Here is a 26,899-nt window from a genome sequence, read left to right as displayed (position 1 = left end):
GAAAACGAGCGTGGACAGCCCTGATGCGCCTACGCAATCGGCCCGCGCTGTTTATCCTGCGGTCTGCGACGAAAGCCCGAACAGGCGCTCAGCATTGCCGTGGAGGAGCCTTGCCTGTTCGTCTTCGCTGGCGCCGGAGATGATCTCGCGCGTCGCGTTGACCCAGCGGGTGAGGTCCGCGAACAGCGTGACGACGAAATGGTCGCTGCCCCAGATCACCCGGTCCCAGCCGAACTTCTCGATGCAGAATTCGACATAGGGCCGCAGCTGATCGACGGTCCAGCTGTCATCGACATTGGCGAGGATACCGGAAATCTTGCACATCACGTTGGGGAGCGCCGCGATCTCTTCGATGCGCACCGTCCAGCTTTCCCACTCGCCGGCGGCAATGGCCGGGTTGCCGCAATGGTCGAGAATGAACTGGGTCTCGGGGCAGGCGGCGATCAGCGGCGGCGCTGCGGGCAGTTCGTGCGACTTGAGGCAGATGTCGAAGGTCATGCCATAATCGGGCAGCCGGCGGACATGGGCGATGAAACTTGGGTCGGCGCTGAGCTCGATCGGCTGATGCTGCAACAGGCGCCGGATGCCCTTCACCTTGCCCTTGCCCAGGGCCTGCAGCCGTTCGAGATGTCCGATGAAATCGGCGTTCTCTGGACGGCCATTGGCAATGGTGCCGACAATGCCGTCGAGCCCCAGCACGTGCTTGGCCTCGGCCACCATCTGATCCTCGGCGACATCCACTTCCATGTGGATTGCCTTGGTGATTCCCAGCGGCTTGGCCTCGGCCCAATAGCTCTCGTTGGACCAGTTCTGACGCAGCGACGGGGCGCTTTCGAGCCAGGGATAGGCAAACCGCTCGAGATCGACGAGATGCAGGTGGGTATCGACAATATGCATGTGACCGGCCGCCAGAGATGAAGCTACATCCCGTTCTAGCGGCTGGCGCGGCCCGATGCGAGCCCGATAGGCAGTGGCGCAAGAAAAAACGGTGAGCCTTAACCGTAGGCACCATGTCCGCAATTGAGAATAATTTCTCCATCTGCTGCAGCCGGTGCAGAAGTGTGAAGTGAATGTATCAAAAATCACCGAATTCTGCTTAATTAATCGCTACAATGGTGGTCAATTGCGGGTGAAAGCGATGCAATTCGTTCCAGGTATTTCAGAGGTCAATGAGTTTATCTCCGCCTTGCGATCTCAAGTTGAACTGGCGTTCAGTGTTTCTGCTTTGGCATTCGGGGCGATTGTATTTGCATGGGCGCGTTTATTCGGCGTAATTGCAAGCAAGGATATGAGGGGGTTCAGCGCGGCAGGCGCACTTGCGGTTCCGATGATCCTATTGCTGATTGCGATGAGTGCAGGTTACGTGATTGTGGCAGCTATGTCTGGGTTTCGGTATGAGTTAGTAACGGGCGTGAATGCAAGTAACCTGGAAAAAATTGATGACGAAGTATCGCACTTTGAATTAGAATATTTGGAGCTATTACAGTTATTGGGCTGGGTGCAACTTTTGTGTTCGGCTACAGCGATCATATTCGTTTCCGCATGGTACGCATGGAATGCTTTGAAGAATAAAGCAGCTGAGAAACGTAAGGAGGCGTAACATGAAACCTATAAGGTGGATTGCGGCTTGCGCAGCTCTTGCAGGAGTTGCGAATGCTGGAGAAATAAAATCTGTTGTCGATGATGGTATCGCTAATTTGAAAGACTCGCGGCCCTCTGCTATAGAATTGATGGCCGCAAAAAATTTCGCCATAACGTGGGATCTCGCTTTAGGCGAGAGCCTGTTGGTCGAGCCGCAGATGGATGGCGGAGTCGAGTGGCCTGCCACATATGATGCCTACAGTTCTGGCATGACTCTCATGTCGACTAGCGAACCAGTTTATATTGAAAATATAGATAGCTCAGTCGGCGATGTCGACCAGCAGTTATTTGCAACAAAAGAAAATAATGAGCTCCTCATGAGCTTGTCGGAGGAAGAATTTAGCAGGATGTTTGCGCTGGCACAGGTGCTGAAGACATCAAATATTCGAGACGACAATGGACAGCTAGAGTTATGCATATTTCTGTTGTGGCCGTGTTCGCCGGGACCAGGGCAGTCCGAGGAATAATCTCGTCGCGTGAGTCACGAGCCGATTCAAAAAAAGCGGAGCCGAGGCCCCGCTTTCGTTTCGCTGCGATCCGGATGGATCAGAAGTGCCAGAAGGCGCCAAGCGAAGCGGTGGTGCCCATCGCGGTGCTCTCATCGTCATCATAGGAGTTGAGAGCGGCGACTTCGCCCCGCACGGTCATGTCGTCGGAGACGGCGAGTTCGATGCCGGCACCGAAGCTGTAGGTCACTTCCGGGTCGAAATCGTCCGAATAGGCCTGACCGATGGTGCCCAGGGCGTAGACCAGCACGTCATCGGTGGCCAGCACACCGGCGCGGCCCATCAGCGAGATTTCGCCGATCGGCGCCACGTCGTCATCGTCATTGCCGAACACGTAGTCGCCACGCAGTTCGAGACCGAGGACGAACGCGTCGGCCGGCAGGAAATTGTAGCCCAGCGCAACGCCGAGACCGAACAGGGTGCCATCGTAGAAGTCTTCGTCGCCGAACAGGCCGCGGACGCGCGCACCGGCATAGGCGCCTTCCCAATCGAAGCCGGTGGCTTCGTCATAGGCAATCGGGGTCTCGGGAATGTAGAGGTCGGCAGCAGTGGCCATGGATGCGCTGGCAACCAGCGCGGCAGCTGCAAAGCTGATCGTACGGAACATGAAAATCTCCAGTCAGTATACGGCGGAAGCCGCCGTTAGCCTTTCATGGCTGAATCGGCTGGAGCGTTAAAGCCCATCAATGATCACGTTAGCATTTTTCCCAACTGGGCGTCCGTGAGGTGCTAATTTTGCAACAGTTCGCACGCCGCGCCGGGGGGGGCGCCTCAGCGCGGCGCTGTCAGGCTGTCCTCTATCCGCTCGACCAGGGGATCGAACGCCTCGCGCTGGGACTGCGGATAGCTGATCTCGAAGGCGGATAGGGCCGTTCCGCGCGAGTTGAGCATGAACTTGGCGTAAAAGATCTCGGGCTCTGCCGTATCCTCGAGATAGCCGGAAAGCACGAACCAGCTGTTGCCGCCGGCGCGATAGGTGATCCTGCGATTGGGGGCTGCGGCTTCGATCATCTGCTGCAGGCCATCGAGTGTCAGGGCATCAGGGTTCTGCACGCCATAGACATCGAGCTGCGCCGAACTGTCGATGCCGCGCAACTGAACGCGCCCCATGGTTTCGCTGGCGGTCGCAAACCGGTGTTTCGGCACGGAGACCGAAAATCCCAGGTCGTCATTGCGATAGGTTTCCCATTGGGCTGCAAGAGCAGGAGATGCGGCGGCGAGAACGCTCACCAGCGTAGCAACGTGAAGGGCAGACACAGGCGGCCTCCAGGGGCGTTGGTCGGAATCACCAAAGGTTCCAGACGAAATGTTCGTATGGTAAATTTGGCGGGGATGCGGCGGTTCCATCACGAGATTGTAAGTTACCGCCAAACAGATCGTCCCGTGCCCGCTGCGACGTCTGTGGATTGAAGTCACATCCGGCCCGTCGACTGAGTTCAGCCCTCTGCCCGCAATGCCAAAACGACACCACTGTCATCCAGGTGTCCGATAAAAGTAGCAGGGCTGATGAGCCGGCCTGACAGGCGCTACGCGCTGCTAAAACCCGGGCCGACAAGATGATCCTTGGCAAATGGTATTTTATTGGTATTATCCTGCCAACAGGAGATAGCGTGCCCTTTCAGTTTGCAGATCTGACAGTTCGAGCGTCGGCCAGCGGTGTCGAAAAACCGTCCCGGAGTGCGGTATGACCCAGGTGCAGCAGGCCCTTTTCACGGGCGCGGCCGTCACCCTGCCGCAGGGTGGACCGCTTTATCTGCAGCTCAAGCGCTGGATCGAGGACGCGATCACCCGTGGCGCCATCAAGCCTGGCGACGCCCTGCCGTCCGAACGCGATCTTGCGGAGCGGGTCGATGTCTCCCGCGTCACCGTGCGCAAGGCGGTGCAGCACCTGGTGCAGCAGGGCGTCCTGGTGCAGCGGCATGGGTCGGGCACCTTTGTTGCCGAGGCGCCGCCGCGTTTCGAACAATCGCTGAGCCAGCTCACCTCATTTGCGGAGGATATGGCGCATCGCGGCATGTCAGTGCAGTCCGTATGGCTGGACCGCGGGCTTTATGATCCGACCTCCGAAGAGGCCGTAGCGCTCGGCCTGTCGCCCGGGGACCGCGTCGCCCGCGTGGCCCGCCTGCGCTTTTCCGGCGATCAGCCGCTCGCCATCGAGCGCGCCTCGATTGCCGCCACGGTGCTGCCGGACCCTGGCGCCATCACCACTTCGCTTTACGCCCAGTTGGCCACCACCGGGCACCGGCCGGTCCGCGCCATCCAGCGCATTCGCGCCGCCAATCTCGATGCCGCCGATGCCGAGCGGCTCAACGTTTTGCCGGGCACCGCCGCGCTCAACATCGAGCGCGTCGGCTATCTGGCCTCCGGCCGCGTGGTCGAATTCACCCGCTCGATCTATCGCGGCGATTCCTATGACTTTGTTGCCGAACTCAGGGTCGGCGAAGGGAGCTCAAAATGACGACCCCCACCTTCATGCGCCAGGAGATCGAGGAGATCCCCAGTGCCATAGCCCGGCTGCTCACGGATGGGCGCGACGGCTTTGTCGCCGGCGGCGAGGCGCTGCGCGCCATCGATCCGCGCGCCTTCATCACCGTGGCCCGCGGCTCCTCCGACCACGCCGCGGCCTTTCTGAAATATGCGATCGAACTGGGTGCCGGCATTCCGGTGGCCTCGGTCGGCCCTTCGATCGTTTCGATCTATGGCCGTCCGCTGAAGCTCGACGGCATGGCAGCCATCTCGGTCTCGCAGTCCGGCAAGAGCCCCGACATCGTCGCGGTCACCGAGGCGGCCCGCAAGGGCGGGGCGCTGACCTTCGCCCTCACCAATACGCCCGAGTCGCCGCTGGCCGCCGCCTCCGCCCATACGCTGGACCTGCGTGCCGGGCCGGAAAAATCTGTCGCCGCCACCAAGACCTATGTCGCCTCGATCGTCGCCGGCCTGGCGCTGATCGGAAACTGGTTGCAGGACAATGCCTTGCTGGCGGCACTGGACTCTCTGCCAGAACTTCTGGCCGAGGCCGTGGCCTGCGACTGGGCGCCGCTGCTCGGCGCGCTCGATGGCCACGACTCGCTCTTCGTGCTGGGACGTGGACCCGGGCTCGCCATCGCCGCCGAAGCCGCGCTGAAGTTCAAGGAAACCTGCGGCATCCATGCCGAGGCCTATAGCGCCGCCGAAGTGCTGCATGGTCCGGCCCGGATCGTCGAGAGCAAATTCCCGGTGCTGGCGCTCGCCGCCCGGGATGCCGGTGAAGCCTCGATCGCCGAGGTCGCCGAGCGGTTGGCCGGGCAGGGCGCCCGGGTGTTCCTGACCTCGGTCAATGCACAGAGCGCCGAACGCCTGCCCTTCGCCGCCTCGGGCCATCCGCTGACAGACGCCCTGGCGCTGTCGGTCAGCTTTTACGGCTTCGTAGAGGCGCTGTCGCGCCGCCGCGGCTTCGACCCCGATAATCCCCCGCATCTCAAGAAGGTCACGGAAACCACATGAGCCCGCGTAAAGCTTTTCTCGCGCCCCGCATTTTCGATGGTGAAACCTGGCACGAGCGCAGCGCGCTGCTCGTCGCCGACGGTCACGTCGAGGGGATCATTGCCGCGGATTCGCCGACCGACGCCGAGCGCGTCATCGTCGAGGCCGAGATGCTCGTCCCCGGCTTCGTCGACCTGCAGGTCAATGGCGGCGGCGGCGCGCTGCTGAACGAGACCCCGACGGTCGAGGCGATCCGGACCATCTGCTCGGCGTTTGCTCGTTTCGGCACCACGGCGTTGATGCCGACCCAGATCACCGCGCCGCCCGAGGACAACGACACCGCGATTGCCGCGGCTGCTGCCGCCGGCGAAGCGGGGGTACCGGGCTTTCTGGGCCTTCACATCGAAGGGCCGCATTTCGCCCTTGCCCGCAAGGGGGCGCACAATCCGGCGCTGATCCGCGACATGAACGACGAGGATGTCGCCCGGCTCGTTGCGGCGCGCGCCCGCCTGCCGAACCTGCTGGTCACCGGGGCGGCGGAGGCGATCTCGCCCGAGCAGATCGAAAAGCTCGTCGCCGCCGGCATCGTCGTCAGCATCGGACATTCCGACGCGACCTATGCCCAGGTCGAGGCCGCCGTCAAAGCCGGCGCGACCATGGTCACCCATCTGTTCAATGCGCAAAGCCAGATGGGTAATCGCGAGCCGGGCATCGTCGGCGCGGCCCTCGACATCGGCAGCCTGAGTGCCGGTCTCATCGCTGACGGCATCCACGTGCACGCCGCTTCGCTGGGCAATGCGCTGCGCGCCAAGCGGGGTCCGGGGCACATCTTCCTTGTCACCGATGCGATGTCGCCCACCGGCACCGACTGGACCGATTTTGTGCTGACCGGCCAGAAAGTGTTCCGCAAGGATGGTGCCCTGCGGCTCGCGGACGGCACGCTGGCCGGCGCCGATCTCACTATGATCGATGCCATCCGCTATGTGCACCGGACCATCGGGGTGCCGCTCGACGAAGTGCTGCGTATGGCGACGCTCTACCCGGCCGAAGCCCTGGGCGTGGCCGAGACGCACGGCCACCTGAAGCGCGGCGCCCGCGCCGACTTCGTCGCTCTCGGCACCGATCTCGACATCGCCAGCACCCATATCGGCGGCGACGCGGTCTTCACCGCAGCCTGAACGCAAATCGGCCGCGCCCCCCAAGGCGCGGCCGAATGCGATTCCGTTGCGTGTTGCGTGAGGGCGTGGACGTTACCCCCGTCCGATATAGGGCATCGCCGATGCCATCACCGTCATGAACTGCACATTGGCCTCAAGCGGCAGGTCGGACATGTATTGAATGGCATCGACCACATGTTTGACGTCGAATGTGGGTTCGGGCTGCAGCGTGCCGTTGGCCTGCAGCGAACCGGACGTCATGGTTGCGGTCATGTCGGTTGCGGTATTGCCGATGTCGATCTGACCGCAGGCGATGTTGAACGCCCGCCCATCGAGCGAGATCGCCTTGGTGAGGCCAGTGATCGCGTGTTTGGTGGCAGTATAGGCGGCAGCGCCGGGCCGCGGCACATAGGCAGAGATCGAGCCATTGTTGATGATCCGGCCACCCTGCGGGTTCTGGTCGCGCATCGCCCGGAAGGCGGCGCGGGCCATATAGAAGGCGCCGTTGAGGTTCACATCCACCATCTGGCGCCAGGATGCGACCTCGATTTCACCGAAATTCGCCTGCGGCGCGAACATGCCGGCATTGTTGAAAAGCACATCGACGCGGCCGAACTGATTCAGCACAGCGTCGAAATAGGTCTGCACCGCGTCCGGATCCGAAACGTCACACGTGGCCGCGTAGGCCGCGCCTGCAGCCTCGGCCGTCGCGTCGAGTTCTGCCTGCCGGCGCCCCAGGATTGCCACCCGGTAGCCGGCCTGACCCAGCCCGATTGCAGTGGCCCGACCGATGCCCGATGTCGCGCCACTGATCACCACGACTTTGCCGTCTGCCATTTCCATCCTCCTTCATGCGAGTGCCGCCATATGTTACGGCTCGCCACCCGGGTGCAAGGTGCCGACGGTCATCCGGCGTCATTGTCCCGCCGATTGCCTGTCCCCATCTGCAAAAGAGAAGTCATGTCGAACGCCCGCCAGACCATGTCACCGCAGCAAATGATAGCTTTGCTCAAGCAGGGGCTGGCGCTGCAGCAGGCGGGTCGGGCCGACGAAGCGGCCGGGGTCTATGCGAAAATTCTTGCGGCAGACAGCAATCAGCCCGACGCAAATCACCTGCTGGGCCTGGTCCGCCTGGGGCAGGAGAAGCCGGCCGAGGCCGTGAAGCACCTGCGGCTGGCGGTGCGTGGCGCGCCACGCAATGCACAATATGCGTCCAACCTGGCTGCGGCACTCAACGCGGACGACAAACCGCGCGATGCTGTGACGGTCATTGATCGCGCTTTGTCGATCGACGCAGGATTCGCCGGTGCGCATGCCAATCGCGGCATGGCGCTGAGGGCACTGGGCGCTTCTCGTGAGGCTGCAAAAAGCTATAGACAAGCGATTACAATCGACCCGTCGGTGCCGTCCTTTCATTTCAACCTTGGCAATGCTGAGCGGGAGGCGGGTGACTACCCTGCGGCAGAGGCGGCTTACCGCGCCGCGCTACGGCGCCAACCGACGCACATCGGCGCGCTTACTGGTCTCGCGCGGGTACTAGTGCTAATGCAGCATTGGACGGAGGCTGTTGCTGCATTGGAAGATTCTCCTGAGCAGCTTCATGCAGCGCCGGAGTGGCAGCTGATGATGGGACGGGCGCAGGCGCGACTAGGTGATCTTGATAGCGCTATTTCACATTATCGGACTGCAATCGCGGCACGCCCGAAGTGTGGCGAAGCACTTCACGCGCTTGCGCTCGCAAGGCGCCACGAACCGGCAGATCCGGATATCGCCAGACTGAAGTCCGTCTTTTCTGATGTGAAGGTGGCGTCGGCGGAGCGCACTTTTGCCGGATTCGGACTAGGGAAGGCTCTCTCTGACGCTGGCGAGCATCAGGAATCGATTGAGGTCTTCGAATCTACGAACGCAATGCAGCACGCGAGCCATACGGCGCCGGAGCAGCCGCTTGTCGTGCTGCATGCTCTGGCAAATCAGTTTCGAGTGCTGCCCTCCGAGTGGCAACCTTCTGCCAATTCAGCGTCACCTATTTTTCTTGTTGGCTTGCCGCGATCCGGAAAGACGACGCTGGAGCATATGTTGTCGAGATGTGACGGCCTCACTTCGGCGGGTGAATTGCGCGTGATGGGCAGGCTTCTTGCCGATCATTTGCCGTTTGCTGGCAGACCCGCGAGCCTGCCGTCCAGTGAGCTATTGGCCCATGTGGGGCGTGATTACCTTCTTCGGGCTGCCCAAAGCGCGCGCTCAGCAGGAACAACGATTGACACTATGCCATCGAACTTTCGCTTGTTGCCATTTATCGCATTCGCCTTGCCCAAAGCACTAATCGTGCACTGTGTTCGAGACCCGATCGATCATCTGATAGCTGTGTTTCAGAAGTATCTCACGGGTGCTGGCAATGAATATTCTTCCGACCTGCGCGCCCTGGTCACCTATTATCACGCGTATCGATCGATGATGGACCAATGGCGCCATCTGCTGCCTGGCCGCATCCTCGAAGTGGATGTCGCCTCACTATACGATGTTGGGCGCGCTCGAGACCTATTTGAGCAACTGGGGTTGGACCCCGCTTTCGCCACTTCATCAGAAGAATCAGAACCTCAAGCCGGCAACTGGTCGCGCTCCGAAGTGCGTATCAATGCCGCTGCCCAGAGAGAAGCATGGATCGCCCGTCACCCCGACTTGCTCAAGAATTTGGCTCGAAACCCCAGCAATTAAGCCATTCTTCACCATTCCTAACAGGCGGTAACCAAAGCTGTGCTGAATCTGCAACAGCCTAAGCGCAACCCTGCTTCATCCGCCCCAATCCAGACATTCTGCGATTGCGCCCCGGTCAGCCGTGCGTAGAGTGGGTCTTGCGAATCCATGCATGGGATCGTTTGTCGGTCGCAAACGCGACGGCAACACACACAGCAAGTGTGGTCGCGTTTCGACAAACCGTCGGGTCACCCGGCAAAACAAATGACTGACTTTGGAGGTCAACAATGAAAATCAAGAGCCTTCTTCTGGGTTCTGTGGCTGCAGCCGGTCTCTCGACTGGTGCTTTCGCTGCCGATCTGGGCGTTCTTCCCTCGTTCGACGTCTGCGACGAGCTGGGTATGTCCGGTCTGACGATTTCGTCTGACGAAAACTGCCTCGCCATTTCAGGCGGCGTCACCTACAAGTTCGCTTGGGGCGACTACTCCACGGACGGGCTCCCCACCGGCGGTGAAGTCGAAGTTCTGACGTCGGCCGACACCCTCGATATCATCACCGAGAATGGCGACACCGATTGGGATTCGCGGGTTGACGCCTGGCTGCAGTTCGTTGGCGCTGCGCCGACCGATATGGGACCGGCAAAGGCTGTCATTAAGCTCAAGGCGACCGATCAGAAAATCTATCGTAACGCGGGCGAAGATGCGATCACTGATCCGGAATTTGTTCCGGGTACTGACGCGGGCTCGACCACCGACGGCTTCGTGCTCGATCAGGCCTATGTCCAGATCGGTGATGCGAGCAGCTTCACGCTGATCGCCGGTAAGGCAGACTCGATCTACGCCGATGGCGATGACGAGCCGCTGAACTTCCTTGGCCTGTTCAACTCCGAGGCTGTCGATGCGGGTGTTGGCGGCAACGGTGGCGTGGACATCGAGACGGGCGGTCACGTGATGCAGGCACTCGTGTCTGTCGGCGATGGCGTGACCATCGGCGGCGCTCTCGAGGCCCTGAACTTCTCCGAGCCCGACAAGGCCGGCACGGCTGTTGGTGTTGTCTCCTACGCTGGTGACGGCATTTCGGCTCACGCCAGCTTTGCGGCTGACGGCGTGCTGATCGGCTCGATCGACGACTGGATGGTCAACGCTGGCTTCGACGGCACGTTCGACAACTTCCGCGTGGTTGCCGCTGCTTACTTTGACAGCAGCAGCTACTGGAACGTCCTGGCGTCCGCTTCGGCCACCTTCGACATCTTCACCCTGGCCGGCTCGGTCGAGGCGACTGAAGATGGCGATTACGGCGCAGGCGTGTCCATCGCCGCTGCCATCGTCGATGATGTCGTACTGTCGCTCGGCGCTCGTTACTACTACGAAGACACCGGCAACGACGATAGCTACGAGATTGCTGCCAAGATCGAAGCTCCGGTCACCGAGACGCTCACCGTCGCCGGTACCGTTGGCTACATCAACAGCGACTACTCTGCCTCGGACGCGCTGTACGGAGTTGCCGAACTGGCTTGGGCTCCGGGTGGTGGTTTCACCGCGACGTCCGCTGCTCGCGTCACTTCGGAAGGCGCCTACAAGCTGTCGACCGAAATCACCAAGGAATTCAACTAAGCCCTACGGCTTGATTGAACGGAAAGGCCCGGCGCAAGCCGGGCCTTTTCTTTTTAGGCGTTTGCATTTCCTCTGACCGTTCTGGCGGGGAGGGCGGATCACCTGCTGACCGGCCGTGTCTGAGTCCGAAACTGGGGACGTGCCGCTGACACACCTTCGGCGCACTTTTCCGATTCAGTGATTGCGGTTATGCCTGAAGCTGAAGTCGACGGCTTCATCCGGTGCATTTTGAGGGCAGTATGAGCGGCATCTTTCTGCGATGGGGCATTCCGGCCCTGGTTACGGTTGTCGGCGGCACGGCAGCTGCCATCACCACCAGCGGCGCGGCTATTCCCACCGATCTCGCCACACGTGCGGCTCCGATCCTCGAAAATCCACGTTTTGCTTGGGCCGAGGTGCAGTTCGGGCTGGGAGATGCGATCGTTTTCGGCACTGCGACCTCGCAGGACGATATCGATGCACTGACCGGCCAACTGGCCGACCTGCGTGGTGTGCGTGAAGTTGTGCCGCAGATCATTCTGGCCGAGTTCGTCAGTCCCTTTCCGTTCGCGGCCAGCACCAGCGATGGTCAGGTGACGCTGACGGGTGGCTATCCCGACCAGCAGGCGCACGCGGCGCTGCTCGAGCTCGCAGGTCCCGGTGCGATTGACCGGCTGCAGCCGATGTCCGGCGCGCCGGATCGTGCCGCCTGGCAGCGCGCGACCGCATTTGCCCTCGAGACCGCGCGCAAGCTCGATGCGGGGGAGGTTGCTCTCAATGATCTCGCTCTAAGTGTCACGGGCCGCGCCAACGATACCGAAAGTTACGAGGCGTTGACGCGGGTCGCACAGGCGGCGCCGGCTGACGTCGAGGTGACGCCGGGGACGATTACCCCACCATTGGCAGATCCCTTCAAATGGACCGCCAGCTATGATGGCGACCGTCTCACGCTGAGCGGTGCGACGCCGGATGACGCGCTGGCCGATCGGCTCGCCTTTGGCGCGGCCCCGATCCCGGTCACGTCGGATCTCGAACTGGCGTCCGGTGCCCCGGATGGCTTTGACGATCTGGCCGAGGCATTATTGCAAAATCTGCTGAAGCTGGAGCGCGGTACAGCAAAAATCTCCGGCGACACATCAAGCCTCGAAGGCGCGCCAGAGTCGGCGGATGTGCGCGACGCGGTACTGGCGTCGCTTGAAGCTTTCAGCACCGAAATCACGCTGGAGCCGGCGCGAGTCGCGAGCTTCACCCTGGACGCGACGAAGACTGCTGCCGACGGTCTGGTCTTTACCGGATTCGTGCCGGATGCCGAGGGCAGGGCAGCACTGGCGGCGCTGCCGGATGCCGACGTGAGCGCGCTGGAATTGGCCCGCGGTGCACCTGATGGGTTCAAACCCGCGCTGGACCTTGGACTCGAAAAGCTGGCTGAAATGAGTGAAGGCACGCTATCGATCGACGGCGACACGCTCTCCATCTCGGGTCGCGCCACGACCTCGGCTGATTTCATTTCCTTGTCAGAGGCACTGCGTCCCGAAGCGCAGCAGGATGTGGCTCTGGGGACGATCGCGCTATCGCCGCCGCTCGTCGAAACCTATCGTTTCCGCGCGGACAAATCCGCCGACGGCACCATCACACTGTCCGGTTTCGCGCCGGATGACGCAACGCGTGCGCGTATAGCGGCAGCCGCCGGGACGGATGCCGCGGGGCTCGATTTCGCCGATGGGGCGCCCGAGGGGTTTGAGGCGGAGGCGCTGGCCGGTCTTTCCGCGCTCGCCGAACTCGATCGCGGCACCGTGCAGTATGACGGCGCGGCCTGGAGCGTCACCGGTGCTATCGACGCACTTGAGCTTCCCGAGCAGGTCGCGGCGCTTGAGGCGGACGGCTGGTCGCTGAAAGTGACCCAGCCGAAACTGCCGATCATCGATCCTTATGTCTGGCGGGCGCGGAAGGCTGCCGACGGCACGATCAGTCTGACCGGGTTCCTGCCGACCGAAGCCTTGAAGGATAAACTGGCCGCCGACGGCGGTGACGCGCTCAACGACAGCACCAGCTTGGGCGCCGGAGCACCCGATGGCTTTGCCGCTGCGGCACGTGCCGGTTTCGCGGCCTTGCAGCGGATGGAAGACGGCAGCCTGGGTTTCGCCGGCGGCGCCTGGACGCTGTCAGGTTCGGTGGACACGGCCGAAAGCCGCTACGCGCTGGAAGAAGCGTTGATTCCGGTCATCGATCCGGCCGACTGGCGAATCGCGCTGCAGGTCGAAGGCGCTGCGCCTGTCGTCGCGCCCTTCACCTGGTCGGCGAGCCGCGCTGCGGATGGCGCCGTAACGATGGCCGGCTATGTGCCCAGCGAGAATCTGCGCGACCGGTTGTCCGGTCTGGCTGGGGCGACCGTAAGCGATTCGACCCTGATAGGATCCGGCGAGCCGCGCGGCTTCGCCGATGCAGCCGCGGCCGCGCTCGAAGCGCTGTCGCATCTCGATACGGGCACGGTGGCGTATGACGGCGAGGGCTGGTCGATCTCCGGACAGCCGAAGTCCGAGGCGGATGCTGACGCGGTGGAGACCGCGCTGGCCGAAGCGCCGGATGCCGAATGGCAGATGAACCTTGCAGCCGTGCCCCAGAGCCTGCCGCAACAGGTGGAAGACGCGGTTGCGGAGGTTCTGGATGAACCCGCAGCAGAAGTGGCGGTCGACGAACCGTCCGACACGGATACGACCGACACGGCCAGCGACGACTCCGAACCCGGCGCCACTGAGACGGAACCGGAAATGCCAGCCGAAACCGCTGAGGCACCGGAACCCGAGGCGGATCCGGCACCGGCTGAAGCGGACGCTATGACGGTGGAGACCGAAAGCCCGGTCGAAGCGCCTGCGGAAGATCTTGAACAGCCCGTCGACACGGCCGATGTGCCGCCCGAGGCAATCGCACCGGAGGAGACAGACGACGCGGCCCAGGCCGCTGAGCCGGTCGACGAGCCCGTCCCGGAAACCTCTGCGCCCGATACGACACCGGAAGCAGCTGAGACTGCCGAACCGGCAGCGCCGGCCGAGCAGGAGGTCGCCGCGCTGCCCGAGGCTCCGGCATTCGAGACCGATCGCGATTATGTCTTTGAAGCCAACAAGAGCCTCGGCGGCCCCATTGCCTTCGCGGGCGAAGTGCCGGCCGAGCCGATGCGGCGGCATCTGGCGGTCATCACCGGCACCGAGCCGAACGAGGAGCTGGCCGTGTCCGAAACGCTGCCCGACAACTTCGTGCTGAGTGCCGATGCGGGCAGCCGCACCCTGAAGCTCTTGTCGGATGGCCAGTTCGGGCTCGATGGCACGCAATGGGTACTCAGCGGCCGGGTCGAGACGGAAGCCGAGCGCAGTGCGGCGCTGGCCGAGCTGTCAAAGCTGCCGAGCTCCGCCGAGTGGCTCACACGGGTCACGGTGATGCCACCGGAAGACATCTGCCGTGCGCGGCTGGTCTCCTTCGCGTCGCGCAATGCCATCCTGTTCACCTCGGGCAGCGCCAATATCACCGCCGAGTCCGGCGCGGCGCTGGATGAGCTGTCTGACTATCTGCAGCTGTGTCCCGAGGCGGCAGTGGATGTGGAAGGCCATACCGATGCCGATGGCGACGACGATGCCAATCTGGCGCTGTCGGTGGCGCGCGCCGAAGCCGTAGTGAATGCGCTGATCGAACGTGGCGTCTCGCCGCGTCGGCTCTATGCCGTCGGCTATGGCGAAAGCCTGCCGATCGCCAGCAACGACACGGCTGCCGGCAAGCGGGCCAACCGCCGGATCGCTTTCTCCCTCGTCGATGAACGCTAGGAGGGCTGCGTGGCGCTGGATTCGATGCTCTATCTGCTCGAGGTCTACTGGCCATTCGTGCTCGGCGCGCTGCTGATCGGCGTCGCGACCGGCTGGTTGTCCTACGTCAAGCCGAAGGGCTGAGCCGATGTGGAATGCCGCGCACATCCTCGAAACGGCGACGCTCCTGCTGGTCGCTTTTCTGGTCGGGGCCTGTCTGGGCCTCGCAGCGAGGTTGTTGGCGGTGCGGCTGTCGGCACGCCGGCAGAAACCGGTCGTCGCGGCTGTAGCTGCCGCAAGCACTTCGCCGCCGACGGGTGACGCATCCGCGACGACATCGGAAGCGCCGGCGAACGCCACTACGGCGCCCGCAGCGGATACCCTCGTGGCATCAACTGTCGCGTTGGCGGCGACCGAAAAGCCGCCGGAGCCAGCTGAGGTGGTGCCCCCGGCAGCGGAAGGCACCGCGAAGCCCGAGGACGCTCCCGGGGTTCCGGTAGCTGCGGCTTCTGTCGAAACGCCGATCGCGCAGTCGGAGTCCGCAAGTGTACCTGTAGCGCCGATGGGCGAGGGTGCCGCGCCCGAGTCCGAGTTCATCGTCACTCTCGATGAGAACGGCATGCCGCAGTTCGAAGATGGCGCCGCCTCGCCCGAGACGCCGCCCGCTGCTGAAGGGGAGACCCCGGTCGTCGTCCCGGCAGAGGCGGGTTCTGCAGTCAGCGAAACGGCGCCGATGGAAGAGGTTGCGGCGGAAACCAGCGACGCTGAGCCGTCGCCTGGCAACCCTACCGAGGCCGTCGCAGAGGCGAAACTGGATGTGCCGGTCGAGCACGAGGTAGACGCGCGAGCTGTTGCATCGGCCGAGTTGGAAGTCCCATCGCCTGAGACTGTCACTGCGGTTGATGAGGCGGTGCTGGTCGATCAGGTCTCCGAACCCGAACCCGAACCCGAACCCGAACCCGAACCCGAACCGGCAGCTGCGTCTGAGGCGGATGTCGTGGACGTGCCGGTGCCGGATGCGCAGGACGATGCCACCCGCGTCGAAGCTCTGGAAGAAAATGCTGACGCACAGGTCACAGGTGCCCCCAATGCCTCGGATGTCACGGAGGTTGCTGCGGTTCGTGAGGAAACCGGGATAGCTGAAGGATCTGAGGCAGCCGAGAAACATCTAGCCGCGGAAGAAGCTGAAACCCCTGAGGAGCTGGTTGCGGCCACGCCCGACACCGTGGCTGAGACAACGCCCGAAGAGTCCACCTTGGAGTCGGAGGCTGTATCCGAAGATGAGCCGGCGCCTGAGCTGGAAGCTGAGACCGAGGATGAGCCGGTTTTTCAGCCGGTGACCGAGCCAGCCGCATCGGAGACCAGCGAGTCTGTTGCTGACGACGCTGCGCACAGCGAGCCACTCGCCGCTGCGACAGATACACCTGAGGAAACGGTGGAGCTCTCTCCGGAGGCTGTAGCGACGTCTGAGCCGGCGCCTGCGTTCGAAGCTGAGACCGAGGATGAGCCGGTTTTTCAGCCGGTGCCCGAGGCAGCCGCATGGGAGGCCAGCGAGTCTGTTGCTGACGACACTGGGCACAGCGAGCCGCTTGCCGCTGCGACAGATGCGCCGGAAGAAACCATGGAGATCGGCGGTCCTCCGCCAGAGTCTGTAGCGACGCCTGAGCCTGAGCGTGAGCCTGAGCCTGAGCCTGAGCCTGAGCCTGAGCTTGAGGCCGGTGACGGTGCCGCGGCAGATGAATCGGAAATCGAGGCCTCTATTGCGCCTTCGGCGCTCTCGAACGAACGGGAGGCTGGCGCCGAACAGCCTTCCCCCGAAGAGCACGTGACGGATGCGCAGGTCGTGGAGCAGCAAGATGACCCAGGGCCGTTGACGCAACCAGAGCCAGAAGCTGCGCCTCAGACCGCGTCAGAGGCTGAATCAGAGACGCCAACGCGGACCACCGCCGAAACGCCAACGGGCGAGGCAGGTACCTCTACAGACGAGCCGCCCGCATCTGCCGAGGACGATGCCGTCATCGACCAGGAAACGGCAGCGATGATCGCCATCGAGGGCGCCGCGCCGGCGCGGCGCGTGGCGCCAGCTCCGATGCCGCGCCGCCGCCCGACGCCGCCGCCCGACGGCGTGGATATCGGCACTGAGGCCGTGGCCAGTTCCAGGGCCGCGGTGGGTGCGGCGGCGCGCGCTGTCGAAAAGGTCACCGGTAGCGCCCAGAGCGGCCGCCCTGTCGGCCTCGAGGGCCCGCGCGAAGAGGGCCCGGACGATCTCACGCGTATTCAGGGCATCGTGCCGATTGTGCAGACGGCGCTGAACAACCTGGGCATCTACCACTTTGACCAGGTGGCCGCCCTGACGCCGGAAAATGCGCGCTGGATCGAGAACTACTTTGCCATGCCCGGGCGCATCGCGCGCGAAGCCTGGCAAGAGCAGGCCAGCAAACTTCTGGGCGAGGCCGAGGGCCGCGCCGCCGAATAGGGCTAGGCGGCGGCCTTGCCCTTGCCGGTCACGATGTTGCGCACGAACTCGGCGATCGGCGCCACGTCTTCCGGCGTGTTCAGCAGTGCCGGCGACCCTTGTCCTTCCAGGACGTAGCCTTCCGCATCACGCCGCCGGCGCATCATTTCTTCAAAGGACTCGCGCCGCAATTGCTCGGTCAGCTGCGTGCGCATCAGCATCAGCGGTGCGTGCGACAGCGCATTGTAAAGCGACCACTGCGGCACGAGGATATCGTCGTGCTCGAAGCGCTCCAGCATCTTGACCAGATACGGGTCGAACAGCGGCCGCACCTTGCCGCGCCGGTCGAGATAGTGGGTGCGTGCCGCCACCATATCCAGCATGGCATCGGGCAGGGCGGGGTAGTCGGGCGCCAGCATGCGGCGGAACATGGCGCGGAAACCGGCCTCGCTGCGGTTGCCATCAAGATCGCGCAGATTGTTACGCAGGCGAACGAGACCTCTTGGGTCCGACAGCGGCCCGGAATCGAGCAGCACCGTGCCGGCCACCAGTCCGGGGCGTTGGCCGGCCAGGGCCATGACTACCTGGCCGCCGTACCCCTGTCCGACAAAAATACCCGCATCGGCCGGAAGCAGCGCCAGAACGTCGATCAGGTCTTCGGCATCGCATGTGGTGACATACCTCGCCTTGTCGCGGCGATCGGAGGCGCGGCCACGGCCCTTGAGGTCGATCAGCACCACCGGCCAGTCGTCGCCGAAAGCGCGCTGGAAATGTCGGGCGAAATCGACGAAATCCGTCATGTTGCGCTGATAGCCGGGCACGCAAACGACCGGCACGCGTCCGCGCTGCAGCTTGCCCACGACATGGACGGCCACCTGCTCGTCCGCCGGACCGATCGTGTACCGGGTCACTGGCAGATCCGAAAAGCTCGGCAGGTCTTCAGGTGGGGTGCGGGGCTTGAAGAGCGTCAACATGGCTCAGCGATAGCAGGTTTTTCGCGCGTGCGGAGCCACCTGTTTGCGTTCAGCTCGGCATCTTGCGCAACGCCGCTTCGACCGGCAACACGGACTTACCCAACCGGGCGCGGTAGACCATGTAATTGCCCAGCACCCGTTGCACATATTTGCGCGTTTCCTGGAACGGAATCAGCTCCACCCAGATCACCGGATCGATCGACGGGTCGCGTGGATCGCCGAAGGTTCTCAGCCACTTGTTCACATTGCCGCCACCGGCATTGTAGGCCGCAGCGGCGAGCAGCAGCGAACCATCGAAGCGCTCCAGCTGCGCCTTGAGATAGGTGGAGCCCAACAGCGCATTGTATTCGCCGTCGCTGGTCAGCCGGCTCTTCGAATAGCTCAGGCCCAGCTTGCCAGCCGTCTCCTTGGCGGTCGCCGGCATCAGCTGCATCAGCCCGCGGGCGCCGGCCGAGGACACCGCATCGAGCTGAAAGCGGCTTTCCTGCCGCGCGACGGCGAACACGGCGGCAGGATCGATCGATGCGAGCCGCGTGACGGGCAAGCCGTTCTTGGGGAAATTGATCAGGTCCAGCGGCTTGCCGCGGCGCTCCGCCGTATCGGCAATGGCAATCGCCGTGTTGTGCGAGCCGAGCTGCTCCGCCAGCTGCGCCGCCAGCAGCAGTTCGCCGCCGTCCTGCAGATCGAAAGCAAAACTGCGCAGCAGCGGCAGCGCCATGTCCTTGTAGCCGTTGGCGGCAAACAGGCGGACCGCCTGCACCACCTCGCGGGCCTCGAAACGCGCTTTCGCCTCGGCCCAGTCGGGCATGTCGAGCAGTTCGGTGGCCGGCAGGCCCAGCGCCGTACGCGCCAGCTGCCCGTAATAGACCGTGCGGAAGCGCGCTGCGTCGCGATAGGCGGCGGCGGCGCCATCCGTGTCACCGAGCGCCAGCTTTGTGCGGCCCATCCAGTAGCTCGACTGGGTGATCGAATCCGGCAGCGTCGACAGCTTCCGCATCGCCTCAAAATGGGGCAGGGCGGTCTTGGGTTCGTTGAGGAAGGCGAGGGCGATCCAGCCGGCGTGGAAATGCGCCTCGACCTGCCGGCCCTCCGGTCCGTTGCGATAGCCATCGGCAGCGAGGAAGGCGCGTTTCACTTCGCCCAGAGCCAGCAACTGCCGGGTCATCGTGCGCCGCTCGTACCAGAATTCGGCGGCATCCGGCGCGCTGCCGTCGGCCTTGTCCAGCCAGGCGATCGCCTCGTCCCACAGCTTGAACTTTAGTGCCCGCTGCGCCCGCGAGAACACATAGACGGAATGCGATTGCAGCGACGGATCGACGGCGTCGAGCAGCGCCTTGGCGTTCTTGGTGTTGCGCGACACGGCATTGCGCGCCACCGCCAGCGTTTTCTGGGCGGGGGTGAGATAATCCATCAGCCGTTCAACGCCGCGCGCCCGGTCATGCATCATCAGATGCACTGCGCGGTCCCAATGCGCCTCGGGCGTCAACAACTCGCCGAGCCGTGCCAGGACCAGCTTTTCGGTGCCGGGGTCGAGGAAATTGTTGACCCAGATCGCTGTGGCTATGCGCGCGGCGCGTGCGGTCTGACCGTCCGCGACGTAGGCTCTGGCCAAAGCGATCTGTGCCGCGACCGTCTTGGGCATGGCGCCGCCCAGCCGGGCGATGATCTCGGGGCTGCTGGCGCCGGCCTTGGTCAGCGCCTGCTCCAGCCTGGTCCTGAACACGCCGGCCGCCGCGAAATCGGGCGCGTCATCCATGAATTCTGCGAGCGCGGGCGCATCGATCGCGCCACGACCGAAATAGATCGCTGCCCAATGGATCGTCCGACGCTCCACCTCGCTCGTCAGCGCTGAGGCCAACGTGTAGGCAATGCTCGTGTCGCCATCGGCAAGGGCATCAAGCGCGGCACGGAAGCCCGGTGAACCCTCAACGCCTTGCGGTGGTATGTCGACAAAGACTGCGTCGTCAGGTCCAAGATCCACCTCGCGGACCACGGGCAGCGTTACCGCGACCGGGGGGGCGGGGGGCGAGGCCAGGGTGGCCGTGGCTGCCACGGATCCGGTGGTCACCGTGTCGACGCGCTTACCCGACGACGTCGCCAAAAGTGGCGCGACCGTAGCGAACCCGATGATGACAAGTCCGGCAGCAACTCCGCCGGCCCAGTATGCTCTGGCCATCTGGCTGTCCTGTTGGTCCATTCGACATGTCCAACAAGGTGCCCCTCCTTGCGACAACCGGATGCTGCGCCGTTACGGTGAACATTCCGTTAGCCGCAAGGTCCTTGCGGGTGCGTCGCGCAATCCTGACTGACGTGCTTGTCGCGCCGCACCGGAAAAACTATGGTGCGCGACTGTGGCCACCCCAAGGAACACTTGTGGCCAGATTCTGGCCGAATGGCCCACCAACACGATCCAGACCGCCACCAGGCGGCACCCCTTTTGAGGAAAGTCTACGAAAATGTTTCGAGGTTCGATCACAGCGCTGCTCACGCCGTTCGCGGACGGAGCGCTGGATGAGAAAGCCTTTTCCAGTTTCGTCGACTGGCAGATAACCGAAGGATCGCATGGGCTTGTGCCGGTCGGCACGACAGGCGAAAGCCCCACGGTGACCCACGACGAGCATCGCCGCGTCATCGAGATCTGCGTCGAGGTGACCAATGGGCGCGTGCCGGTTATTGCCGGGGCAGGGTCCAATTCCACCGCCGAGGCGGTGTCCTTGGCCAAGTTCGCCGAAAGTGTCGGCGCCGATGGCGTGCTCTCGGTCGTGCCGTACTATAACAAGCCGACCCAAGAAGGCCTGTTCCAGCATTTTTCCGCCGTTGCCGAGGCGACCGCGCTGCCGATCGTGCTCTATTCAGTGCCGGGCCGCACCGTCACCGATATCGCGGTCGAGACCATGGCGCGGCTGCGCGACAAGCACTCCAATATCGTGGGCGTGAAGGACGCGACCACCTCGATGGAAAAGGCGAGCCTCGAGCGCGCCCGGCTCGGCAAGGATTTCATCCTGCTGTCTGGCGAGGACATGACCGCGCTGGCCTTCAACGCTCACGGCGGCCATGGCTGCATCTCGGTCACCTCCAACGTTGCGCCGAGGCTCTGCGCCCGAATGCAGGAGGCCTGCCAGCAGGGCGATTTCGCCGCCGCGCTGGCAGTGCAGGATCAACTGGTTCACCTGCACAAGGCCCTGTTCCTCGAAAACAATCCAGGCGGCGTCAAATATGCCGCCTCGAAACTCGGGCTGTGCCGCAACGAGTTCCGCCTCCCGGTCGTGCCGGTCTCGAAGTCCAACGAGGAAGCGATTGATTCCGCCCTTCGGCACGCCGGGCTGCTGAACTGACAGCCGGGTTTGCGCGTTGCCGTGCGACACACTAAGTAGAGCCGCATGGCAAAAGCACCAAACAAGCCCTCGATGATCGTGACCGGGCCCATCGCCGAGAACCGGCGGGCCCGCTACGACTATGAGATCAGCGATACTCTCGAGGCCGGCATCATGCTGACCGGCACCGAGGTAAAATCACTGCGCACCGGCAAGGCCCAGATCACCGAGGCCTATGCCTCGCCCGAGCGCGGCGAATTGTGGCTGATCAACGCCCACATTCCGGAATATCTGCAGGCCAACCGCTTCAACCATGAAGAGAAGCGGCCGCGCAAACTGCTGGTGTCGAAGAAACAGCTCGCGCGGCTGAGCCAGGATGTCGAACGTGCCGGCAACACCATCGTGCCGATGAAGCTCTATTTCAACGAGCGCGGCATGGCCAAGGTGCTGATCGGCGTGGGCAAGGGCAAGAAGAGCTTCGACAAGCGCGAAACCGAAAAGAAGCGCGACTGGAACCGCGAGAAATCGCGGCTGCTGAAGCAGGGCTGACGGTTTAGCGCCGCTTGACCGCACCCCTCGGCGGCTGAAACGCGAGGTACACGTCGACCACCCCGGCTGCCTCGCGTTTCAGCCGCGCGAAGTGACGCGCGATCCGCGCCGACCACTTGTGGGTCAGGAAGATCGCGCAGTCATCTGGTTCGGTCAACGCGGCCGCTCCTAGCGCCCGAACCGGTTGTTGCGTGGAAAGCCCGTCGGCGGCTGACGGCCAGCCGAGGCGCGGTCGCCGAGCCACTCGGTCAGGTCGCTCATCGTCTTGGTGAAGGTCCGGCCCGACGAATCCGTCCAGGTGAGGCCTGTCGCGGAATCGAAGGTCTTGAGGTCGCTCAGCCCGCCATCCTTGTAGCGCTGCAGCCGCACGCCCTTGCCGCGAGTCATCTCGGTCAACTGCGACAGCGGGAACACCAGCATCTTGCGGTTCTCGCCGATCACCGCCACCGAGTCGCCGGTGACGGGAACCATCAGCTTCGCCTCGCCGCCGGCCGGCACGTTCAGCACCTGCTTGCCCTTGCGGGTATTGGCGATCAGGCCGTCTTCGGCGACGATAAAGCCGTCGCCCTTGCGCGAGGCCACGATGCGTCTGGCGCCGGGTGTATGGACGAAGACGTCGAGGATGTCCTGCCCTTCTTCTATGTCGACCATCAGCCGCACCGGCTCGCCCTGACCGCGGCCACCTGGCAGGCGATCGCCGGAGAGCGTGTAGACCTTGCCGCCAGTCGTAAGGAGCAAAAGTTTGTCGGTGGTCTGGGCATGCAGCGACAGTTTCAACCGGTCGTCCGCCTTGAAGCCCTTTTCGTCGATCTCGGTCGTGTGGCCCTTGATCGCGCGGATCCAGCCCTTTTCGCTGAGGATCACAGTGATCGGCTCGCGCTCGATCATTGCGTTGGCGACCTCGGCATCATCGATATCGGCAGCTTCGGAGAAATCGGTGCGCCGGCCCCATAGCGGATGCGGCGTGGTGCCATCCTTCAGATAGGCCGGATAGACCTTCTTCAGATCGTTGATCTGCTTGGTGATCTCGCCCCATTGCTTGCGTTCCGAAGCCAGCAGCGCATTCAGGTGCCCCTGTTCCTCGGTGAGGGAGGTATGCTCTTTGCGCAGCTCGATCTCTTCGAGCTTGCGTAGCGAGCGCAGCCGCATGTTCAGGATCGCCTCGGCCTGCGCATCCGTCAGCTCGAAGGTGGCAATCAGCGATGCCTTGGCGTCGTCTTCCTCGCGGATGATGCGGATCACCTCGTCGAGGTTGAGATAGGCGATAATATAGCCGTCGAGCACCTCGAGCCGCCGCGCGATCTCCGCCAGCCGGTAGTTGGTGCGGCGCACCAGCACATCCTTGCGGTGCTCCAGCCAGGCGCGCAACGCCTCGCGCAGGCTCATCACCTTGGGCACCGTGCCCTTGTCGAGCACATTGAGGTTGAGCGGCACCCTGAGCTCGAGATCCGAGAGCCTGAACAGCTGTTCCATCAGAATGATTGGATCGACCGTGCCGGCGCGCGGCTCGATCACCAGCCGGATGTCGTCGGCGCTTTCGTCGCGAATGTCCTTGAGCAGCGGCAGTTTCTTGGCCAACAGCAGTTCGGCGATCTTTTCGACCAGCCGCGACTTCTGCACGCCGTAGGGGATTTCGGTGACGACGATCTGGTAGACGCCGCGTCCCTTGTCCTCGCGTGTCCAGCGCGCCCGTAGCCGGAACGAACCCCGGCCGGTCTCATACGATTGTGCGATCGAGGCGGGGCTTTCGACCATCACGCCGCCTGTCGGGAAATCCGGCCCGGGCACATACTTCATCAGCTCGGTCGAGCTGGCCTCGGGGTTGACGTTGATCAGGTGGAGCGCCGCTTCGCACAGTTCCGCAACATTGTGCGGCGGCACTGATGTCGCCATGCCCACGGCGATGCCCTGCGAGCCATTGGCCAGCAGGTTCGGGAAGTTCGAGGGTAGCACCACCGGCTCTTCGGTCGAGCCATCATAGTTCGGCTTGAAGTCAACGGCGTCTTCGGTGATGCCATCCATCAGCCGCACCGACACATCGGTCATGCGCGTCTCGGTGTAGCGCATGGCGGCGGCGCCATCGCCATCGATATTGCCGAAATTGCCCTGGCCGTCGGCCAGCGGGTAGCGCATGGAGAAATCCTGCGCCAGCCGCACCAGCGCGTCATAGATCGACTGGTCGCCATGCGGATGGAACGAACCCATCACGTCGCCGACCACCTTGGCCGATTTCTTGTAGGCCCCGTTCGGGTCGAGCCGCAGCAGGCGCATGCCATGCAGGATGCGCCTGTGCACCGGCTTCAGCCCGTCGCGGGCGTCGGGCAGGGCGCGCTGGGTAATGGTCGAGAGGGCATAGGAGAGATAGCGCTCTTCCAGCGCCTCCCGCAGGTCAACCACACTCTCGCCGGAGTCCGGCCGCTCGGTATCTGCGTCGTCAGTCATTTGCTGCCCGGATTGCGAATCATCGGGGCACTATATCCACTCTGACGGCGGGGTGTGGCCGGGGAAGCCGTGCATCCCCAGCCACAAGGTCACAGGCCGCCCCGGATCACAGGGTGCAGCGATGGTAGTTGCCGTCGTAGCCGAGGAACATGTCGGTCTCGGCGCTGTAGCTGCGGTAACGGTCCTCGCAGGCGTTCACATGCGCGTTCCAGTTGCTGTTGCCGCTGCTGTAGCTGTTGTTCGCATTATTGGCGATCGCCGCCCCGATAGCGAAGCCGAACAGGCCAGCTGCCACGGTGCCCAGGTTCGGCTGGTTCCACCGATACCACTGCTGGTACTTGCTCTTGCTCCAGTGGGAATGGTTTGAGCGCCAGTCGTCACAGCCACGCCAGTTCGGGTGGTTGTCACAGCGTTCGCTGATGTAGCGGTCCTGGCTGTTGTAGGAGCGGTTGTAGCTGGCGGCGCTGGCCGGAGCGGGTAGCACCATCACGCCGGCAAGCGTGGCAGCGAGTGCGGCTGAAACAAGTTTCTTGTTCATTTTGGTTGTCCTTGGCTCGGTTGATAGCAATGAGCGCAAAGCCAACAACCTCGCCTGCGTCGGCCGGTTGCGTTAACGTTCGGTAAGTTTGGTAAGCGGGCTGCGGCGTCTTGGGACTTTCTTCCCCGGCGTAAATCTGCGAGATTGCGGCGTTCGCGTGACTGGCGAGATCAGATGGGGCACCATCGGGGAGCGCGAACGAGCTTTGCCGCTCGCCTGGGCACCCATCGCACGGTCAAGGGAGCCCCACATGACCTCATCACCACACCCTGCGCAGCAGGCCGTCGTCTGCCTTGGAATCGCCGGAACCGGCGTGCTACAGCCAGCCGCATCCAACAGCCCTCATTTTCTGAACGGGAGATGCCAATGAGCGCCGTCCAGAGCTCACCGCTCTTTCCGCAGTTCTTCACCAACACGCTTTCTGAAACCGATCCCGAGATCGCCAAGGCCATCAAGCTCGAACTCGGCCGCCAGCAGCACGAGATCGAACTGATCGCGTCGGAAAACATCGTCTCCAAGGCGGTGCTCGAGGCGCAGGGATCCGTCCTCACCAACAAATATGCCGAAGGCTATCCGGGCCGTCGCTATTACGGCGGCTGTCAGTATGTCGATATCGCCGAGAACCTGGCGATCGAGCGCGCCAAACAGCTGTTCGGCGTCGACTTCGCCAATGTGCAGCCCAATTCGGGCTCGCAGGCCAATCAGGGCGTCTATCAGGCGCTGATTCAGCCCGGCGACACCATTCTGGGCATGTCGCTCGATGCGGGCGGTCACCTGACCCACGGCGCCAAGCCCAACCAGTCCGGCAAGTGGTTCAACGCCATCCAGTACGGCGTGCGCAAGCAGGACGGCCGCGTCGATATGGATCAGGTGCGCAGCCTGGCGAAAGAGCATCAGCCCAAGATGATCGTTGCAGGCTTTTCCGCCTATTCGCGCTTCATGGACTGGGCCGAGTTCCGTGCCATTGCCGATGAAGTCGGCGCGATCCTGTTCGTCGACATGGCCCATGTCGCCGGTCTGGTCGCGGGCGGCGCCTATCCCAGCCCGTTCCCGCACGCCCATGTCGCGACCACCACGACGCACAAGACCCTGCGCGGACCGCGTGGCGGCCTGATCCTGACCAATGACGAAGCGATTGCCAAAAAGATCAACTCGGCCATTTTCCCAGGCATTCAGGGCGGCCCGCTGATGCATGTCATCGCCGCCAAGGCCGTCGCCTTCCACGAGGCGCTGCAGCCGGAATTCAAGGCCTATGCCAGCCAGGTCGTCGCCAATGCCAAGGTGCTGGCCGCCACCCTGGTGAAAGGGGGCGTCGATATCGTCACCGGCGGCACTGAAAATCACCTGATGCTGGTCGACCTGCGCCCCAAAGGGCTCACCGGAAAGGCGACCGAAGCGGCACTCGAGCGGGCCAATATCACCTGCAACAAGAACGCCGTGCCGTTCGACCCCGAAAAGCCGGCGATCACCTCCGGCGTACGTCTGGGGACGCCCGCCGGCACGTCGCGTGGCTTCGGGGAAGCCGAGTTCCAGCTGATTGGCGAACTGATCATCGAAGTGCTCGACGGTCTGAACACCAATGGCGAGGACAACAATGGCGCCGTCGAGACCCAGGTCCGCGACAAGGTCATTGCGCTGACCGAACGCTTCCCGATCTACGCCGATTGATCGCACGGCTCTCGCCCCTTGGGGGCGGGAGCCCATTTGCGCCGTGAGAGGCTTCATGTGAGAGGCTTCCTGGCGCGCCTGTCGAACCACGAGGCCGGGCAAGCCGGCCGATGAGG

The 26,899-nt window shown here is 63.3% G+C and carries 21 protein-coding genes and 1 riboswitch; of the genes, 12 read left to right on the top strand and 9 right to left on the bottom strand.

Going from position 1 to position 26,899, the window contains the following annotated elements; all coding sequences use genetic code 11:
- Positions 1-51: 51 nt before the first annotated feature.
- Positions 52-897, bottom strand: coding sequence for an amidohydrolase family protein (locus ACN0TK_RS12945; protein ID WP_417309920.1), 846 nt, complete (start codon positions 895-897; stop codon positions 52-54).
- A 169-nt stretch (positions 898-1,066) separates the two neighbouring features.
- Between ACN0TK_RS12945 and ACN0TK_RS12940 the strand changes: the two genes are divergently transcribed.
- Together ACN0TK_RS12940 and ACN0TK_RS12935 are read left to right on the top strand one after the other, a co-directional pair.
- Positions 1,067-1,600 carry a hypothetical protein gene (locus ACN0TK_RS12940; RefSeq protein ID WP_417309919.1) on the top strand — a complete coding sequence of 178 codons (534 nt, stop codon included), beginning with the start codon at positions 1,067-1,069 and terminating at the stop codon, positions 1,598-1,600.
- 1 nt (position 1,601) lies between these two features.
- On the top strand, positions 1,602-2,108 hold the full coding sequence (locus ACN0TK_RS12935; RefSeq protein ID WP_417309918.1) for a hypothetical protein: 507 nt from the start codon (positions 1,602-1,604) through the stop codon (positions 2,106-2,108).
- A gap of 79 nt (positions 2,109-2,187) precedes the next feature.
- Here the strand turns inward: ACN0TK_RS12935 and ACN0TK_RS12930 are convergent, their stop codons facing one another.
- Complete coding sequence (locus ACN0TK_RS12930; protein WP_417309917.1) at positions 2,188-2,754, bottom strand: outer membrane protein; 567 nt, start codon at positions 2,752-2,754, stop codon at positions 2,188-2,190.
- A 164-nt stretch (positions 2,755-2,918) separates the two neighbouring features.
- Positions 2,919-3,404, bottom strand: coding sequence for a hypothetical protein (locus ACN0TK_RS12925; protein ID WP_417309916.1), 486 nt, complete (start codon positions 3,402-3,404; stop codon positions 2,919-2,921).
- A 427-nt stretch (positions 3,405-3,831) separates the two neighbouring features.
- Between ACN0TK_RS12925 and ACN0TK_RS12920 the strand changes: the two genes are divergently transcribed.
- From ACN0TK_RS12920 to nagA, 3 genes are read left to right on the top strand one after another with little or no spacing between them, the layout of a single operon-like run.
- Entirely contained in the window at positions 3,832-4,605 is a 774-nt protein-coding gene (locus ACN0TK_RS12920; protein ID WP_417309915.1) for a GntR family transcriptional regulator, read from the top strand.
- Entirely contained in the window at positions 4,602-5,630 is a 1,029-nt protein-coding gene (locus tag ACN0TK_RS12915) for an SIS domain-containing protein (RefSeq protein WP_417309914.1), read from the top strand. The genes ACN0TK_RS12920 and ACN0TK_RS12915 overlap by 4 nt, the downstream gene beginning before the upstream one ends.
- Positions 5,627-6,787, top strand: coding sequence for an N-acetylglucosamine-6-phosphate deacetylase (gene nagA / locus ACN0TK_RS12910; RefSeq protein WP_417309913.1), 1,161 nt, complete (start codon positions 5,627-5,629; stop codon positions 6,785-6,787). The genes ACN0TK_RS12915 and nagA overlap by 4 nt, the downstream gene beginning before the upstream one ends.
- A 72-nt stretch (positions 6,788-6,859) precedes the next feature.
- On the opposite strand, the gene ACN0TK_RS12905 is transcribed toward nagA, so the two are convergent.
- Positions 6,860-7,603 carry an SDR family oxidoreductase gene (locus tag ACN0TK_RS12905; protein ID WP_417309912.1) on the bottom strand — a complete coding sequence of 248 codons (744 nt, stop codon included), beginning with the start codon at positions 7,601-7,603 and terminating at the stop codon, positions 6,860-6,862.
- 123 nt (positions 7,604-7,726) lie between these two features.
- Between ACN0TK_RS12905 and ACN0TK_RS12900 the strand changes: the two genes are divergently transcribed.
- From ACN0TK_RS12900 to ACN0TK_RS12885, 4 genes are all read left to right on the top strand, one after another.
- The gene (locus tag ACN0TK_RS12900) at positions 7,727-9,481 is read left to right on the top strand and encodes a tetratricopeptide repeat-containing sulfotransferase family protein (RefSeq protein WP_417309911.1); all 1,755 of its coding nucleotides are present in this window, start codon (positions 7,727-7,729) and stop codon (positions 9,479-9,481) included.
- A 266-nt stretch (positions 9,482-9,747) separates the two neighbouring features.
- Entirely contained in the window at positions 9,748-11,073 is a 1,326-nt protein-coding gene (locus ACN0TK_RS12895) for a hypothetical protein (RefSeq protein WP_417309910.1), read from the top strand.
- 239 nt (positions 11,074-11,312) lie between these two features.
- Positions 11,313-14,864 carry an OmpA family protein gene (locus ACN0TK_RS12890; protein WP_417309909.1) on the top strand — a complete coding sequence of 1,184 codons (3,552 nt, stop codon included), beginning with the start codon at positions 11,313-11,315 and terminating at the stop codon, positions 14,862-14,864.
- Between the two features lie 127 nt (positions 14,865-14,991).
- The gene (locus ACN0TK_RS12885) at positions 14,992-17,319 is read left to right on the top strand and encodes a hypothetical protein (RefSeq protein WP_417309908.1); all 2,328 of its coding nucleotides are present in this window, start codon (positions 14,992-14,994) and stop codon (positions 17,317-17,319) included.
- Positions 17,320-17,321: 2 nt separating this feature from the next.
- On the opposite strand, the gene ACN0TK_RS12880 is transcribed toward ACN0TK_RS12885, so the two are convergent.
- Together ACN0TK_RS12880 and ACN0TK_RS12875 are read right to left on the bottom strand one after the other, a co-directional pair.
- Positions 17,322-18,209 (bottom strand): alpha/beta fold hydrolase, encoded by an 888-nt coding sequence (locus ACN0TK_RS12880; protein ID WP_417309907.1) that lies wholly within the window; start codon positions 18,207-18,209, stop codon positions 17,322-17,324.
- Positions 18,210-18,321: 112 nt separating this feature from the next.
- Positions 18,322-20,448, bottom strand: coding sequence for a lytic transglycosylase domain-containing protein (locus tag ACN0TK_RS12875; RefSeq protein WP_417309906.1), 2,127 nt, complete (start codon positions 20,446-20,448; stop codon positions 18,322-18,324).
- 280 nt (positions 20,449-20,728) lie between these two features.
- On the opposite strand from ACN0TK_RS12875, the gene dapA reads away from it, so the two are divergent.
- Both dapA and smpB read left to right on the top strand, forming a co-directional pair.
- Positions 20,729-21,607 carry a 4-hydroxy-tetrahydrodipicolinate synthase gene (gene dapA / locus ACN0TK_RS12870; protein ID WP_417309905.1) on the top strand — a complete coding sequence of 293 codons (879 nt, stop codon included), beginning with the start codon at positions 20,729-20,731 and terminating at the stop codon, positions 21,605-21,607.
- A gap of 72 nt (positions 21,608-21,679) precedes the next feature.
- Entirely contained in the window at positions 21,680-22,135 is a 456-nt protein-coding gene (gene smpB, locus ACN0TK_RS12865; protein ID WP_417309942.1) for an SsrA-binding protein SmpB, read from the top strand.
- 4 nt (positions 22,136-22,139) lie between these two features.
- On the opposite strand, the gene ACN0TK_RS12860 is transcribed toward smpB, so the two are convergent.
- The 3 genes from ACN0TK_RS12860 to ACN0TK_RS12850 form a co-directional block, all read right to left on the bottom strand.
- A complete protein-coding gene (locus tag ACN0TK_RS12860) occupies positions 22,140-22,292 on the bottom strand; it encodes a hypothetical protein (protein ID WP_417309904.1) in 153 nt (50 codons plus the stop codon).
- Between the two features lie 11 nt (positions 22,293-22,303).
- Positions 22,304-24,577, bottom strand: coding sequence for a DNA topoisomerase IV subunit A (parC, locus tag ACN0TK_RS12855; RefSeq protein ID WP_417309903.1), 2,274 nt, complete (start codon positions 24,575-24,577; stop codon positions 22,304-22,306).
- 106 nt (positions 24,578-24,683) lie between these two features.
- Positions 24,684-25,115: a BA14K family protein gene (locus tag ACN0TK_RS12850; RefSeq protein WP_417309902.1), complete on the bottom strand. Its 432-nt coding sequence runs from the start codon at positions 25,113-25,115 to the stop codon at positions 24,684-24,686.
- Between the two features lie 147 nt (positions 25,116-25,262).
- A riboswitch (ZMP/ZTP riboswitch) is annotated at positions 25,263-25,344 on the top strand.
- A gap of 137 nt (positions 25,345-25,481) precedes the next feature.
- Here ACN0TK_RS12850 and glyA point away from each other — a divergent pair.
- Positions 25,482-26,783, top strand: a complete 1,302-nt coding sequence (gene glyA, locus ACN0TK_RS12845; RefSeq protein ID WP_417309901.1) for a serine hydroxymethyltransferase — start codon at positions 25,482-25,484, stop codon at positions 26,781-26,783.
- The last annotated feature ends 116 nt before the right edge of the window (positions 26,784-26,899 follow it).

It is taken from the genome of Devosia sp., assembly GCF_048261455.1.
Taxonomy (GTDB): Bacteria; Pseudomonadota; Alphaproteobacteria; order Rhizobiales; family Devosiaceae; genus Devosia_A.
The sequence above is the reverse complement of the archived record's forward strand: the minus strand, read 5'-3'. Positions and strand labels throughout refer to the sequence as shown.

What these genes read in the sequence shown, in the direction of transcription:
- ACN0TK_RS12945 (WP_417309920.1), bottom strand. Translation starts at nt 897, where the DNA reads ATGCATATTGTCGATACCCACCTGCATCTCGTCGATCTCGAGCGGTTT.
- ACN0TK_RS12935 (WP_417309918.1), top strand. Translation starts at nt 1,602, where the DNA reads ATGAAACCTATAAGGTGGATTGCGGCTTGCGCAGCTCTTGCAGGAGTT.
- ACN0TK_RS12930 (WP_417309917.1), bottom strand. Translation starts at nt 2,754, where the DNA reads ATGTTCCGTACGATCAGCTTTGCAGCTGCCGCGCTGGTTGCCAGCGCA.
- ACN0TK_RS12920 (WP_417309915.1), top strand. Translation starts at nt 3,832, where the DNA reads ATGACCCAGGTGCAGCAGGCCCTTTTCACGGGCGCGGCCGTCACCCTG.
- ACN0TK_RS12915 (WP_417309914.1), top strand. Translation starts at nt 4,602, where the DNA reads ATGACGACCCCCACCTTCATGCGCCAGGAGATCGAGGAGATCCCCAGT.
- nagA (WP_417309913.1), top strand. Translation starts at nt 5,627, where the DNA reads ATGAGCCCGCGTAAAGCTTTTCTCGCGCCCCGCATTTTCGATGGTGAA.
- ACN0TK_RS12905 (WP_417309912.1), bottom strand. Translation starts at nt 7,603, where the DNA reads ATGGCAGACGGCAAAGTCGTGGTGATCAGTGGCGCGACATCGGGCATC.
- ACN0TK_RS12900 (WP_417309911.1), top strand. Translation starts at nt 7,727, where the DNA reads ATGTCGAACGCCCGCCAGACCATGTCACCGCAGCAAATGATAGCTTTG.
- ACN0TK_RS12895 (WP_417309910.1), top strand. Translation starts at nt 9,748, where the DNA reads ATGAAAATCAAGAGCCTTCTTCTGGGTTCTGTGGCTGCAGCCGGTCTC.
- ACN0TK_RS12890 (WP_417309909.1), top strand. Translation starts at nt 11,313, where the DNA reads ATGAGCGGCATCTTTCTGCGATGGGGCATTCCGGCCCTGGTTACGGTT.
- ACN0TK_RS12885 (WP_417309908.1), top strand. Translation starts at nt 14,992, where the DNA reads ATGTGGAATGCCGCGCACATCCTCGAAACGGCGACGCTCCTGCTGGTC.
- ACN0TK_RS12875 (WP_417309906.1), bottom strand. Translation starts at nt 20,448, where the DNA reads ATGGCCAGAGCATACTGGGCCGGCGGAGTTGCTGCCGGACTTGTCATC.
- dapA (WP_417309905.1), top strand. Translation starts at nt 20,729, where the DNA reads ATGTTTCGAGGTTCGATCACAGCGCTGCTCACGCCGTTCGCGGACGGA.
- smpB (WP_417309942.1), top strand. Translation starts at nt 21,680, where the DNA reads ATGATCGTGACCGGGCCCATCGCCGAGAACCGGCGGGCCCGCTACGAC.
- parC (WP_417309903.1), bottom strand. Translation starts at nt 24,577, where the DNA reads ATGACTGACGACGCAGATACCGAGCGGCCGGACTCCGGCGAGAGTGTG.
- ACN0TK_RS12850 (WP_417309902.1), bottom strand. Translation starts at nt 25,115, where the DNA reads ATGAACAAGAAACTTGTTTCAGCCGCACTCGCTGCCACGCTTGCCGGC.
- glyA (WP_417309901.1), top strand. Translation starts at nt 25,482, where the DNA reads ATGAGCGCCGTCCAGAGCTCACCGCTCTTTCCGCAGTTCTTCACCAAC.